Source organism: Promicromonospora vindobonensis, from assembly GCF_042685865.1.
In the GTDB taxonomy this organism is placed as follows: Bacteria; Actinomycetota; Actinomycetes; order Actinomycetales; family Cellulomonadaceae; genus Promicromonospora; species Promicromonospora vindobonensis.
This window is the reverse complement of record NZ_JBHUOG010000001.1, coordinates 295,791-308,793: the sequence shown is the minus strand read 5'-3', so window position 1 is coordinate 308,793 and position 13,003 is coordinate 295,791. Positions and strand designations below refer to the sequence as shown.

The window sequence follows — 13,003 nt, the reverse complement described above, 5'->3', positions numbered from 1 at the left end:
CGCGCCGACCACCAGGTCGTGCACGGCCCGCCCCACGAAGCGTCCGGCGTCCGCCGAGGCGATGCGCGCCGCGGTGACCAGGTCCTCGTCGTACCGGAAGCCGGACAGCCGCGCGAGCTGCGTGGTCAGCGCCAGCAGGTCCCGACGAGCACCGGGCGTTTCTCGACGCTGTCCGGGACGGCGACGCGGACGCCGCCGCCCGGCTCGCCCGCGAACATCTGCGGACGAGCCGGGCGGCGGCTGCGGCACGTCGGTGACCCGGTGCCCCGGTGCGGCCCGCGGAAGCCGCGGGCCGGACGCCTGATCAGAGGCTGCGGGCGGTGATGTCGCCCTGCACGGTGGTGGCGCGGATGTCGAGCTCGGTGGCGCCGTCGTTCTTGAGCGCGTTGCTGACGCGGCCGAGGCTGGTACCGGCGTCGAGCGTGGCCGAGACGCCGGCCGCTGCGTCGACCGAGATGTTGCCGGACTGGGTGCTGAGGACGACGGTGCCGCGCACCGCCTCGCCGATCCGGATGTCACCCCGCATCGTGCTGATCTCCGCCGGCCCGTTGAGCCGGCCGACCTCGACGTCGCCGTCGACCGCGCTGAGGCGGACGCTCCCGGCCTCGTCGATCTTGATCTGGCGGTACACACCCTCGACGACGAGGTCGCCGAGGGTGCCGACGGCGCGGAGCTCCGAGCTGGCGGACCTGGCCTCGACCTGGGAGCCGGCGGGCAGCTGGACCGTCACCTCGACGGATCCCGAGTGGCCGACGAGCCGGTTGCCGGGCTCCGGGGTGGCGATCCGCAGGACGCCGTCGGTGTAGGTGACGGTGGTCTCCTCGGCGAGCTGGACGTCGCGGCTCTTGCCGGCGTCGGCGGGCAGCACCTCGACGGTGGTGTCCACGCGGTCGGCGGCGATGAGCTGGATGCGCCCGGCGGGGACGTCGAGGACGACGGAGATGGTGGTGGGGGTGTCGAAGTTCTGCATGATGTCCTGCTCCTGTGCTCGGTGGTTCACGGTGTTTCTGATATCGCAAACGCTACGTTGCGTTCGACGTTCCGGCAATACACCCGTTGCATTCCATGTGTATCGCTGCAGGTCACAGCGGATAAACCGTTGCAACCGGTCAAGATGCAATGCAATGGCGATGATGCTCAGCGTTGCAACAGGTCAAAAGTGAACGCTATGGTGGCTCGTGCAGGGTCCGTACGGCCGAACACGAGGGAGACCCCGATGCCGGGAGGCAGGCTCACCAGACAGGAGCGCCAGCAGATCGCGCTGGGGCTCGCCGATGCCCTGCCCTACGCGGAGATCGCGCGACGTCTCGACCGGCCGACGTCGACGGTCACGCGCGAGGTGATGCGCAACGGCGGCCCCACCGCCTATCGCTCCGACCTGGCCCACCGCGCCACCGAGCGCCGCGCCCACCGGCGCAGGCAGGCCTCGGCCCAGGGGGTGGCCGCGGCTCCGCAGCCGCACGGGCGGGACGCCGCTGCCGTCGCCGACTACGAGGAGACGCTCACCGGCGTCCTCATGGCCTCGGGCCTGCCCAGGATGACGGCTCGGGTGCTGGCCTCGCTGTTCATCGCGGATGCGGGCAGTCTCACCGCGTCGCAGCTCGCCCAGCACCTCCAGGTCAGCCCGGCGTCCGTCTCCAAGGCGGTCTCGTTCCTGGAGGGCCAGAGCCTCGTCCGCCGCGAGCGTGCCGAGGGGCGCCGTGACCGCTACGTCGTCGACGACGAGCTCTTTTACCAGGCCACGCTCGCCGGCGCGAGGGGCAATGCCCAGCTTGCCGAGACCGCACGGCAGGGCGTCAGCGTGCTCGGCCGCGACACGCCGGCCGCCGTCCGGCTCGAGAACATCGCCCGCTTCATGGACTTCATCTCCGAGAGCATCGACCGAGCGGCGGAGCAGGCCCGGGAGATCCTGCACACCAAGCCAGGGCCGACGCCGGGCGGCGACACCGGAGCGGGTCCGGCCCCGTCCTAACCTCGGCGCTTGCGGTCGGCCTTGCCGGTCCAGTGCCCGACCCAGATCGCGCCGAGCAGCGCGAGCACGCCGATGAGCACCGGCGCGGCGGCCAGCGGTGCGACGGCGGCCACCGCGGAGACGAGCAGCGGCCCGCCGGTGTTGCCGATGTCTCCGCACAGCCGCCAGCCACCGAGGAACTGCGCGCGGCCCGCCTGTGGTGCCGCATCGGCGCCGAGGGTCATCACGATCCCCGACCCGAGCCCGTTGCCGAGCGCGATGACCGCCATGACCAGGCCGACGTCGAGTGCGGAGTCGGTCAGCGGGAGCAGCAGGCAGCCGACGCCGACCGCGAGGACCACCGGCACCGCCACGATCTGCCGGCCGCGGGTGTCCAGGAGCCAGCCACCCGGGAGGGTGAGCGCGATGTCGATGGTGGCGGCGACCGCGAACAGGAGCGAGACCACGGCGGCAGAGATGTGGACGTGGTCGGCCCACAGCGGCAGCAGGCCGGTACGCACCGACCGGGAGGCGCCGATGATGATGACGGCCACACCGAGGGTGAGCAGCGTGCGCCGGTGCTCCCACAGGACCGAGTGCACGGGAAGCGGGGTGGCGGTGCGTGCCACACGGCCGAAGTCCGGCATCCGCGTGACGATCAGGGCCGAGGCGAACGATGCGCACGCCGCGAGCACGAACACCGAGCGGACCCCGAGCAGGTGGATCAGCAGTGCTCCCAGCAGCGGACCGATCAGGACCCCGAGCCGCATCGACCCGCCCAGCAGGGCCATCCCGCGTGCACGATGGCTGATCGGCACGGCGTCGATCAGGAACCCCTGCCGCGCCAGGAGGAACGCCGTCCAGCTCATCCCGCTGACGAAGACGCACACGCACAGCAGCCACACCGAGGGCACCAGGAAGGCGGCCAGCATCGCCACTGCGTCGACGATCCCGGCGATCAGGAGGGTGCGGCGTTCGCCGAGCCGCGCCACCAGCGCGCCAGAGGGGAGGGAGTTCGCCAGCTGTCCGATCCCCAGGAGTGCGACCACGAACGCGGCGAGGGCGGTGCTCGCCCCGAGATCGCCCGCGTGGATCACCAGGACCGGCAGGACGGCGCCATGGCCGATCGAGCTGACGACGGAGGGCAGGTAGGCCACGACGGCGATGTCGCGGAAGCGGAACTCCGGATCGTCAGCTGGTTCGCCGGTTCCGGTCACGCCATCATCCTGCCAGATAGTTAGCCGCGGCAACGACCCGGGTTATCGTGCGGACCGTTGACGCGCCCGACCGGCTCCGCTACTGTCCCGTTCATCGACACAGCAGTCCCGATCAGTGGGACTGCACACAATGGGGTGGAGATGTGGAGATGAGTACGCTCACGCGCCGCACGGTCCTGCGGGCGCTCGGGACGGCCGGGCTCGCCGGCGTCGCGGCGGCGATCACCGGCTGTGCGCCGACGATCGGGACCGGAGGGCTCCCGCGGATCGACGGCGCCTATGACGGGCCGCCGATCAGGCTGCGGTTCTGGAACGGGCTCACGGGCGGTGACGGTCCGGTCATGCGGACGCTGATCGCCGAGTTCACCCGCGAGCACCCGAACATCGGCATCGACATGTACGCCCTGCCGTGGACGGACTTTTACCAGAAGTTCCCCGCCGCGGTCACCAGCGGTCTGGCGCCGGACTTCGCCCTCATGCACAACTTCCAGGTGGCGACGAACGCCGCGCGGAAGGTGATCATGCCGGTCGACGAGGTCCTGGACACCGTCGGCCTCGTGGAGGCCGACTACCTGCCGGTCGTGTGGGACTCCGGTGTCTACCGGGGCCAGCGCTGGTCGCTCCCGCTGGACATGTGGCCCGACTCGCTGTTCTACAACCGCCGGGTGCTGGAGCAGGCAGGGCTCGACCCGGACGCGCCGCCGGTCGACCGCGCCGGGTACGAGCAGGCGCTGGACGCGGTCGCGTCGTCCGGGGTCCAGGGCCACTGGCTCCCGGCCGTGGACCCACAGGGTGTGGGGCGAGGGTTCGACTCCCTGCTCTGGCAGTTCGGCGGCGAGCATTATGACAGCGCTGGCAGGGCCGCAACGTTCGCCGAGCAGGCCGGTGTGGACGCGCTCGTGTGGCAACAGTCCCTGATCCGTGCGGGCTGGAGCCCGCGCAACGTCAGTGGCTCCGACGCCTCCATGGCGTTCAAGAACGACCAGAACGCGTTCCTCTGGGGCGGTCCAGGCGCCCTCATCAACGATCTCGGCCAGGTCGACGGGCTCGACTGGGACGTCGCGCCGCTGCCGCAGATCGGCGGCCAGCGTGCGGCGTTCTCCGGCTCGCACCAGTTCGTTGTCTCCCGCCAGCCGAGCTTCGACGCCGACCGCCTCGCCGCCGTCGTGACGTTCCTCGGGTGGATCCTCGCGAACTCGATCGGCTGGGCGACGGCGGGACCGGTGCCCGCCCGGCTGCCGATCCTCGCCTCGCCGGAGCTCGCGGACCTGCCCGCGCAGGCACACGTCGCAGAGGGCGTCGAGCACATCCGGTTCTACCCGCTGGTGCCGGGGATCGCGGAGGTGCAGACGACCATCCTGTACCCCGCGATCGGCGACGCGCTGCTCTCGCTCGGTGACCCGCGCAGCGCGCTGGACACCGCGACGACCCAGGCGTCCTTCCTGCTCCAGGAGAACGTCGAGAAGTACGGGAGGGCCTGACATGACCACCACCGCCTCGCCGCGCACGGGTCGCCCCCAGCGCTCCGCCGGCCCTGCGCGGGCCCGGTCCGCTGTGCGCTCACCGCACCGGCCCCGACCCTGGACGCCGTACCTCTTCCTCGCGCCGTTCCTGCTGATCTTCGGGACGTTCGTGCTGGCGCCCGCCGTGTCCGGGATCTGGATGAGCCTGCACAACTGGGACTTCTTCCTGCCCGACCGGCCGTTCGTCGGACTGCAGAACTATGTCGACCTGTTCACGCCCGACGCGCTCGTCGCGCAGCAGTTCTGGGAGAGCATGCGGGCGACCGGCCTGTTCGTGCTGTTCTCGGTCCCGCTGCTGATGGCGATCCCGCTCGGCCTCGCCCTCCTGCTCAACCAGCGGTTCCGTGGGCGAACCTTCTTCCGGGCGGTGTTCTTCGCACCGTACGTGCTGGGGGTCAGCGTGGTCGGCCTGCTCTGGCAGTACCTCCTCAACGGCAACACCGGCCTGGTGAACGGGTACCTGGCGGAGCTCGGCATCACGGAGGCCGTGCCGTGGCTCACCGCAACGCCGTGGGTCTGGGTGTCGCTCGTCGGCGTGACGGTCTGGTGGACGATGGGATTCAACTCCGTGGTCTACCTCGCGGGCCTGCAGAACGTCGACGAGGCGCTCTACGACGCGGCCAAGGTCGACGGCGCGGACCGCTGGCAGCGGTTCGTGCACGTCACGATCCCGCAGCTGCGCCCGGTCCTCCTCTTCGTCCTCACGATGACGGTGCTCGCCTCCGCGAACATGTTCGGCCAGTCGTACCTGCTCACCTCGGGCAACCCGTCGAACGAGACGCGCACGGCGATCATGTTCATCGCCGAGGTCGGTCTGGAGCAGTTCCGCATGGGCCTCGCCGCCGCGATGAGCTACCTGCTCGCCCTGCTGCTGATCGCCGTGAGCGCACTGAACTTCCTGTTCCTGCGACAGAAGGAGAGCTGAGATGGCAACGACCATCGAGCGGCCGGGCAGCACCGACCGACCTGCGGCACCCCGGCCGGCCACGGCTCGCCGGAGCGGAGAGACGGCGGGCGGCCGCGGCGTCGTCGGCACCCTGCTGCTCTACGCCATGCTGCTCATCCTGTCCGTGATCATCCTGGCCCCGCTGCTGTGGATGCTCTCGACGTCGTTCAAGACGACCGGTGATGCCACGGCGCTCCCGCCGCAGTGGATACCGCCGACACCGACCCTCGAGGGCTACACCAAGCTGTTCGCCGACGCGCAGGCACCCCTGCTGCGGTGGCTCGGGAACTCGGTGCTCGTCGGCGTGCTGCACACCGCGCTCGTGCTCGTCACCGCCTCGATGGCGGCCTACCCGCTGGCCCGGATGCGGTTTCCGGGCAGGCGAGTGGTGTTCGCGCTGATCATCGCAACGCTGTTCGTCCCGGGGTTCGTCTTCCTCATGCCCAACTACCTGATCGTCGACGGGCTCGGCTGGCTCGACAGCCTCTGGGCGCTCGTCGTACCCGGCGCCGCCAGCGCGTTCGGCGTGTTCTTCCTGTGCCAGTTCTTCGCGAGCATCCCGGCGGAGCTCGAGGAGGCGGCGCTCATCGACGGCGCCAACCGCTGGCAGATCTTCTTCCGCGTCGTGCTGCCGCTGTCCAAGGCACCGCTCGCGACCCTCGGGCTCCTGTCGTTCCTTGCCAGCTGGAACGACTTCCTCTGGCCGTTGTACGTGCTGTTCAACCCGTCGCAGCTGACCCTGCCCGCCGGCCTGGCGACACTGCGCGGCGCCTACGCGACCGACTTCCCCGCCGTCATGGCCGGAGCGGCGATCGCGAGCATCCCGGTGCTGATCCTGTTCGCCTTCGTGCAGCGCTTCGTGATCGCCGGCGTCGCCAGGTCCGGTCTCAAGGGATGAGCGGACACCAGGAGAGAATGGCCGCGTGAATGACACGAGCAACCGGACCTCCGTCGACGGTGGGACCGTCGGCACCCTCGCACGTGGCCTCGACATCGTGGAATGGGTCGCTGCGACGCCGGGCGCGACCGTTCAGCGGCTCTCGGCGGACCTCGGTCTCAGCCGCAGCGCGGCGTACCGCATCGTCGGCATGCTCAGGGACCGCGGCTACGTGGTCGGCGAGACCGAGCTGCGCCTCGGGCCGGTCATCATGCGGCTCGGCCTGCAGGCGCTGGAGGGTCTCGACATCCACGCCGTCGGGCCCGAGCACCTGCGCGAGCTGGTCGACGAGACCGAGGAGACGGCGTTCATCGCCGTCTTCGACGACGACCAGATGTGCTACGTGATGCAGGAGGAGGGGCCGCAGGTGGTGCGGGTGCTCTCCAAGCTGGGCGGCCGTGCCCCGCTGCACGCGTCAGGCCTCGGCAAGGCCTATCTCTCGGCGTTGCCGGAGGCCGAGCGGGGGCTCGTCGTCGAGCGCATCCCGCTGACGGGCTACACCGCGACGACCTTCACCACCGCACCAGAGCTGCACGCGGAGCTCGACCGGATCCGCGACCAGGGCTGGGCGCTCGACGACGCCGAACGCGAGCCAGGGGTGCGCTGCATCGCCGCACCGATCCGCGGCGCCGGCGAGCTCCCGGTAGCCGCGATCAGCGTGGCCGGGCCGCGCGACCGCATCGTCGCCGCCCAGTCCTCGATCGTCCCAGCGGTGGTCCGCACCGCCGCCCGCATCTCCGTCGCGCTCGGCGCGTCGCCACCGTCCCACCCGCTCTCCCACGACACCTGATTGGACTCCATGGGCACCTCCGACCCTCGCATCCGCTCCGTCCGGCTCGCACAGCTCGACACGCGCTATCCACGTACCGTTGGACGCAATGCCCGGCTCGGCAGCCACGGCAGCGGCCCCGACTCGCACGTCGCGGTGCTGGTCACCGAGGACGGCCGAACCGGGTGGGGCCTGTTCGAGGGCCCGCCGGGCGACGTCGCCCGGGTGGAGGGGCGCCTGCTCTCCGAGCTGATCGACGCGGGCACCGGTGTCCTCGACGACGCGGACCGCTGGCTCGACATCGCCCTGCACGACCTGCTCGGCGTCGTGCTGGACGCTCCGGTGCACGCGCTGCTCGGCGGGCGTGGCTCGGTGGACGTCCCGGTCTACGACGGCGCGATCTACTTCGACGACCTCGATCCGCAGGACGCGCCGCGCGGTATCGAGGTCCTGCTCGAGGAGTGCCGGGCCGACGCCGGTCTCGGCCACCGCGACTTCAAGCTCAAGATCGGCAGGGGCAACCGGTGGCTGCCCCGTGACGAGGGCGACGTCCGTGACATCGAGGTGACGCGTGCCGTCCGCGACGCGTTCCCGGACGCGCGGATCCTCGTCGACGCGAACGACGGGTACGACCTCGACGGGTTCGTCACGTACCTCGAGGCCGTCGCCGACGTCGGGCTGTTCTGGGTCGAGGAGCCGTTCCTCGACGACGCCGACGACCTCGCCGCGCTCCGCGCGTGGCTCGACGCGAAGTCGCCCGAGACCCGGATCGCGGAGGGGGAGACCTCGCCCGACGTCGGCGCGCTGCTTCCCGTCGCCGCGGCAGGGTCCATCGACGTGCTGCTGATGGACGTGCTGTCGTACGGCCTCACGGCGTGGCGGCGGCTGATGCCCGATCTCGCGGCGGCGGGCGTCCACGGCTCGCCGCACGCGTGGGGACGGCCGCTCAAGACCCGCTACGCCGCACACCTCGCGGCGGGACTCGGCAACGTCGAGATCGTCGAGGGCGTCCCTGGCGACGTGGCCGGCGTCGACCCGCGGCTGCTCCGTCCCGTGGACGGGGTGCTGCACCTCGACGGCTCACCGGGCTTCGGCGTCCCGCTGCCCGACGAGGCCCACCTGCGCAAGATCGTCCGATGATCGCGACAACCCGGCTGCCCTGACCGGTACCGATGAGTCCGCCGACGCTCCCGCGTCTACCTCCTGACCACCACCACGAGCACAGGAGCACACGATGGGCCTCATCGAGATCGAGCTGTTCGCCACCTTGGACCTGGTCGCGCAGGCACCCGGCGGCCCGGAGGAGGACCCAGCGGCGTTCCGGTTCGGCGGCTGGCAGGCGCCCCTGATGGACGAGGTCGCCGGAGCGCAGATCGACGCAGCGTACGAGGGTACCGACGCCCTCCTGCTCGGCCGGCGGACCTACGACATCTTCGCCGCCTACTGGCCGCACCAGGAGGGCGGCCAGGACAACCAGATCGCCACGCTCTTCAACGGCGTCCCCAAGTACGTCGCCTCCCGCGGCACGCCCGACCTCCCGTGGGCCGGGTCCACGCAGCTCGGGCCGGACCTGCCGGCAGCCGTGCGGGAGCTCCGCGACCGGCACGAGCACATCAAGGTCGTCGGCAGCATCGACCTGGTCCAGACGCTCCTGCGCGAGCAGCTCTTCGACCGGCTCAACCTCTGGCTCTACCCGATCGTGCTCGGCGAGGGCAAGAAGGTGTTCGACGGCGGCGAGGTGCCCACGAACCTGACGCTCCTCGAACCTCCTGCGGCCGGTCCGAAGGGTGGCGTGCACCTGCGCTACGGGCTGGCGGCCGGCACACCGGCGACCGGGGACATGGCCGCGCCCGACCGCGGTGCGGGACGTGCCGACTGAGGGTGCCCCGCACGCGCGGTCCCGGACCGCGTCACGCCATCTCGGGCACGTGGAGGTGCGCGAACGCGACCTCCAGCTCCTCGACGTCGTCGATCGTGGCACCGAGCTCGCCGGCGACCCGTTCGCGGAGCCCCGCGGCGAGCGCACGGCTGGCGGCGACGGCATCGGGGCCGTCGAAGGCGGCCGTGCTGACGACCCGGCCGGCCTCCCGGTCGACCATCAGGCTCGCGCTGCAGAACCCGTCGAGGTCCTGGATCTGCGGGACGACCACCATCCGGTACATGTCGATGGCGTTGTCGACCATGTCCCGGTCGCCGCTCAACCAGGTGAGGCGGGCACAGCCGCCGTCGGGCACGGCGTGGTCGCGGTGCACGACGGCGACCTCCCACTCGTGGACGTACCTGCCGGAGGTGGCGCCCAGGGCGCGCTCGGCGCGGTCGCGCAGCGGGCGCACGGAGGCGGCGCTCGCCTGCATCGCGTCCTGGGACGACCACGCCGTCGTGGTGATACAACGGGCGGACCCGCGGTCGATCAGCATGGACATCCCGACGCAGCCGTCCATCGCGGAGACGGCCGGGAAGATCTCCTCCCGGACGAGCCGCAGCCCGTCGTCGACGCCGGCGGGCTCTCCCTGGATCTCTGTGGTGCGTATGTACATGGCGGACTCCCTGTGCTCGCAAGCAGCGTCCGGACGGCGCTGCCGTCCCTTCTCACGCTCCGCCGCCGGGCGGCCCTGGTCAAGTCCGGCCGGGTGCGGGTTCCGGGCTGGGTCGGTCCGGCGGGGTTCAGTCCGGTGGCGCAGCGCTCCCCGTCGACTCCCGCCACACGATGTGCTGGAGGGTGGCCCCCCGCGGCGGTGGTTCCTCGCCGCGTAGCGCCGCGACGAGGAGCCGCATGGCATGGCTCCCGGCCGCCCGGAAGTCGACGTCGACGGTGGTGAGCGACGGCAGCGTGTAGGCGCCGAACCGGGCGTTGTCCCAGCCGGTCACGACCAGGTCCTCCGGTACGGACCACCCACGCTCGGCGGCACCCCGCAGGGCGCCGATGGCCAGGTCGTCGTTGGCCGCGATCACCGCGACGGGCGGCGCGTCGTCGGCCAGCGCGAGGACAGCCTGCCGGCCGGTCTCCGGCGGCCACTCCCCGCCGAGCACGCCGAGCGACTCGACGCCGAGGCGCTCGACGGCGGCGATGTAGGTCTCCTGGCGGGCGCGCGCCGACGAGAACCCCTGCGGCCCCGCGACGTGCACGAACCGCCGGTGACCTGCCGCGGCGAGCGCGCGGACGAACACCTCGATCAGGCCGGCGTCGGCCAGCTCGCCCACGCTCCGCATCTTGTCGTCGAACGCCGTCGCGGCCAGGACCGGCGGCGTCTCCCGGCCGTCCGACAGGGCCGAGCCGAGCACCGGCACGAAGGTCAGGATGCCCTCGTACTGCCCTCCGGCAGCCAGCTCGAGCACTCGTTCGGTCCGGTCTTCCACGGTGCCCTCGACACTGTGGGTCTCCATGACGTAGCCGGCCTCGTCCGCCACCTGGCTCGCGCCGTTGAGCATGCGCATCTGGTTGTCGAAGGCGACGCCCATGATCACGGCGAGCCTGCCGGAGCGGCGGGTGCGCATCGACCGCGCGGCGAGGTTCGGGCGGTACCCGATCGAGTCGGCGACCTCCAGCACGCGCTCCCGTGTGGTGGGGGAGATCGCGCCCTTCCCCGTGAGGACGTAGGACACGGTGGTCTGCGAGACGCCGGCAATGCGCGCGACGTCGCGGCTCGTAGGCGGTAGTGACACGCTCACATTCTCCATCCCCTTGACAGTGGTCCCAGCAGCCCTAACCATAGTGACACGTATCAGTGACACGTATCACCTGGCCCGGGTCCGGGCCGCGACCCTCAAGGAGGAGGTGTCCATGTCTGTCGTCGAGCTGCAAAAGCTGGCGCGCAGGTCCCCGCGTACCTCGCAGGCCACGCCGGACAACAAGGCGGCGCTCGCATTTCTCGGGCCATGGGTGCTCGGCGCGCTCGTGCTCACGCTCGGCCCGGTGCTTGCGTCCCTCTACCTGGCGTTCACCGACTACAACCTGCTGCAGGACGCGAACTGGATCGGGCTCGCCAACTTCGAGCGCATGCTCACCGATGTCCGACTGCACCAGTCGTTGGTGGTCACCTTCGTCTATGTGCTCGTCGGCGTGCCTGGCCAGCTACTGGTGGCGCTCGCGCTCGCGCTGCTGCTCGACCGCGGGCTACGTGGCCGCGCGATCTACCGATCGGCGTTCTACCTGCCCAGCCTGCTGGGCGCCTCCGTGGCCATCGCAGTGCTGTGGCGCCTGGTGTTCGGGGGCGAAGGGCTCGTGAACGCGATGCTGGGCCTCGTCGGGATCCACACCACCACGAGCTGGATCGGCAGTCCCGACACAGCCCTTGGAACGATCATCCTGCTGCACATCTGGACCTTCGGGTCACCGATGGTGATCTTCCTGGCCGGCCTGCGGCAGATCCCGGCCGAGCTCTACGAGGCCGCCGCCACGGACGGCGCAGGGCCGTGGCGTCGGTTCCACGCCGTCACGCTGCCGCTGCTGACCCCGATCATCTTCTTCAACCTCGTGCTGGCGACCATCAACTCGTTCTCGTCCTTCACCCAGGCGTTCATCGTCTCGGGTGGAACCGGCGGACCGTCCGACTCGCTGCTCTTCTACACGCTCTACCTCTACCAGGAAGGCTTCTCGTCCTTCCGCATGGGCTACGCGTCGGCGCTCGCCTGGCTGCTCGTCCTGATCATCGGTGTGTTCACCGCCATCAACTTCTGGCTCTCGAAGTACTGGGTGCACTATGAAAACTGAGTCCACGACCCGACCCCGACCCCGACCGCACCAGCCCACCGCCACCGCCAGGGCAGCACCTCCGGTCGCCGACCGGCGTCCGGAGGGCCGCCAGGTCCGGGGGGTGCTCCGCAGGGTTGCCAAGCACGCTCTGCTCGTCCTGGGTGTCATCACCACCCTGTACCCGGTGCTCTGGATGGTGGTGAGCTCGCTGCGGCCGGACGGCGAGATCTTCGGCAACCCGTCGCTGCTGCTGACGACGTTTCACGTCGAGAACTACGTCTACGGCTGGACGGCACTGGGCAGGCCCTTCAGCGTGTACCTCCTCAACTCGGCGCTCGTCGTGATCGGCTCGATCATCGGCAACCTCGTGAGCTGTTCGATGGCGGCCTACGCGTTCGCCCGCCTACGGTTCCGGTTCCAGGGGCCGGCGTTCGCCTACATGCTCGTCACGATCATGCTGCCCGTGCACGTCGTGATCGTGCCGCAGTACATCCTGTGGGCGCAGGCGGGGCTCGTGAACTCCTTCTGGCCGCTCATCGTGCCCAAGCTGCTGGCGACCGACGCGTTCTTCATCTTCCTCATGGTCCAGTTCATCCGCGGGCTGCCCCGCGAGCTCGACGAGGCGGCCCGTATCGACGGGGCAGGACACGGCCGGATCTTCTTCCTCATCATCCTGCCGCTGATGAAGCCGGCCCTGGCCACAACGGCGATCTTCACGTTCATCTGGACGTGGAACGACTTCTTCTCCCAGCTCATCTACCTGACCGACCCGCAGCAGTACACGGTCCCGATCGCGCTGCGCTCATTCATCGACGCGCAGTCGAGCTCGTCGTTCGGCGGGATGTTCGCGATGAGCGTCGTCGCCATCGTGCCCCTCGTCCTCGCCTTCGCCCTCGGCCAGAAGTACCTGGTGCAGGGCATCGCCACCACCGGGCTCAAATGAGCCCCCGCACACGAAGGAACCCGC

General features: G+C 70.6%; 13 protein-coding genes and 1 pseudogene. 10 read left to right on the top strand and 4 right to left on the bottom strand.

Annotated elements, in window-relative coordinates; translation table 11 throughout:
- Positions 1–173: 173 nt before the first annotated feature.
- Positions 174–257, top strand: a pseudogene (locus tag ACFS27_RS01405) (GntR family transcriptional regulator); the annotation flags it as partial.
- 47 nt (positions 258–304) lie between these two features.
- Here ACFS27_RS01405 and ACFS27_RS01400 read toward each other — a convergent pair.
- Positions 305–1,000, bottom strand: coding sequence for a DUF4097 family beta strand repeat-containing protein (locus ACFS27_RS01400; RefSeq protein WP_377179594.1), 696 nt, complete (start codon positions 998–1,000; stop codon positions 305–307).
- A 216-nt stretch (positions 1,001–1,216) separates the two neighbouring features.
- On the opposite strand from ACFS27_RS01400, the gene ACFS27_RS01395 reads away from it, so the two are divergent.
- On the top strand, positions 1,217–1,972 hold the full coding sequence (locus tag ACFS27_RS01395) for a GbsR/MarR family transcriptional regulator (RefSeq protein ID WP_377179592.1): 756 nt from the start codon (positions 1,217–1,219) through the stop codon (positions 1,970–1,972).
- On the opposite strand, the gene ACFS27_RS01390 is transcribed toward ACFS27_RS01395, so the two are convergent.
- Complete coding sequence (locus ACFS27_RS01390; protein WP_377179590.1) at positions 1,969–3,168, bottom strand: MFS transporter; 1,200 nt, start codon at positions 3,166–3,168, stop codon at positions 1,969–1,971. The two genes, ACFS27_RS01395 and ACFS27_RS01390, sit on opposite strands and share 4 nt — an antisense overlap.
- Before the next feature lie 149 nt (positions 3,169–3,317).
- Between ACFS27_RS01390 and ACFS27_RS01385 the strand changes: the two genes are divergently transcribed.
- The 6 genes from ACFS27_RS01385 to ACFS27_RS01360 all read left to right on the top strand — a co-directional run bounded on the left by ACFS27_RS01385 (position 3,318) and on the right by ACFS27_RS01360 (position 9,222).
- Positions 3,318–4,649, top strand: coding sequence for an ABC transporter substrate-binding protein (locus ACFS27_RS01385; RefSeq protein WP_377179588.1), 1,332 nt, complete (start codon positions 3,318–3,320; stop codon positions 4,647–4,649).
- Position 4,650: 1 nt separating this feature from the next.
- Positions 4,651–5,616: a carbohydrate ABC transporter permease gene (locus tag ACFS27_RS01380; RefSeq protein WP_377179586.1), complete on the top strand. Its 966-nt coding sequence runs from the start codon at positions 4,651–4,653 to the stop codon at positions 5,614–5,616.
- Between the two features lies 1 nt (position 5,617).
- Entirely contained in the window at positions 5,618–6,535 is a 918-nt protein-coding gene (locus ACFS27_RS01375; protein WP_377179584.1) for a carbohydrate ABC transporter permease, read from the top strand.
- A 25-nt stretch (positions 6,536–6,560) separates the two neighbouring features.
- Positions 6,561–7,364 carry an IclR family transcriptional regulator gene (locus ACFS27_RS01370; protein WP_377179582.1) on the top strand — a complete coding sequence of 268 codons (804 nt, stop codon included), beginning with the start codon at positions 6,561–6,563 and terminating at the stop codon, positions 7,362–7,364.
- 9 nt (positions 7,365–7,373) lie between these two features.
- Positions 7,374–8,483: a mandelate racemase/muconate lactonizing enzyme family protein gene (locus ACFS27_RS01365; protein ID WP_377179580.1), complete on the top strand. Its 1,110-nt coding sequence runs from the start codon at positions 7,374–7,376 to the stop codon at positions 8,481–8,483.
- 94 nt (positions 8,484–8,577) lie between these two features.
- Positions 8,578–9,222 (top strand): dihydrofolate reductase family protein, encoded by a 645-nt coding sequence (locus ACFS27_RS01360; protein WP_377179578.1) that lies wholly within the window; start codon positions 8,578–8,580, stop codon positions 9,220–9,222.
- Between the two features lie 31 nt (positions 9,223–9,253).
- Here the strand turns inward: ACFS27_RS01360 and ACFS27_RS01355 are convergent, their stop codons facing one another.
- The gene (locus ACFS27_RS01355; protein WP_377179576.1) at positions 9,254–9,880 is read right to left on the bottom strand and encodes a hypothetical protein; all 627 of its coding nucleotides are present in this window, start codon (positions 9,878–9,880) and stop codon (positions 9,254–9,256) included.
- 127 nt (positions 9,881–10,007) lie between these two features.
- Complete coding sequence (locus ACFS27_RS01350) at positions 10,008–11,006, bottom strand: LacI family DNA-binding transcriptional regulator (RefSeq protein ID WP_377179574.1); 999 nt, start codon at positions 11,004–11,006, stop codon at positions 10,008–10,010.
- A 118-nt stretch (positions 11,007–11,124) separates the two neighbouring features.
- On the opposite strand from ACFS27_RS01350, the gene ACFS27_RS01345 reads away from it, so the two are divergent.
- Both ACFS27_RS01345 and ACFS27_RS01340 read left to right on the top strand, forming a co-directional pair.
- Complete coding sequence (locus tag ACFS27_RS01345) at positions 11,125–12,054, top strand: carbohydrate ABC transporter permease (RefSeq protein ID WP_377179572.1); 930 nt, start codon at positions 11,125–11,127, stop codon at positions 12,052–12,054.
- Positions 12,044–12,979, top strand: coding sequence for a carbohydrate ABC transporter permease (locus ACFS27_RS01340; protein ID WP_377179570.1), 936 nt, complete (start codon positions 12,044–12,046; stop codon positions 12,977–12,979). The genes ACFS27_RS01345 and ACFS27_RS01340 overlap by 11 nt, the downstream gene beginning before the upstream one ends.
- Positions 12,980–13,003: the final 24 nt, after the last annotated feature.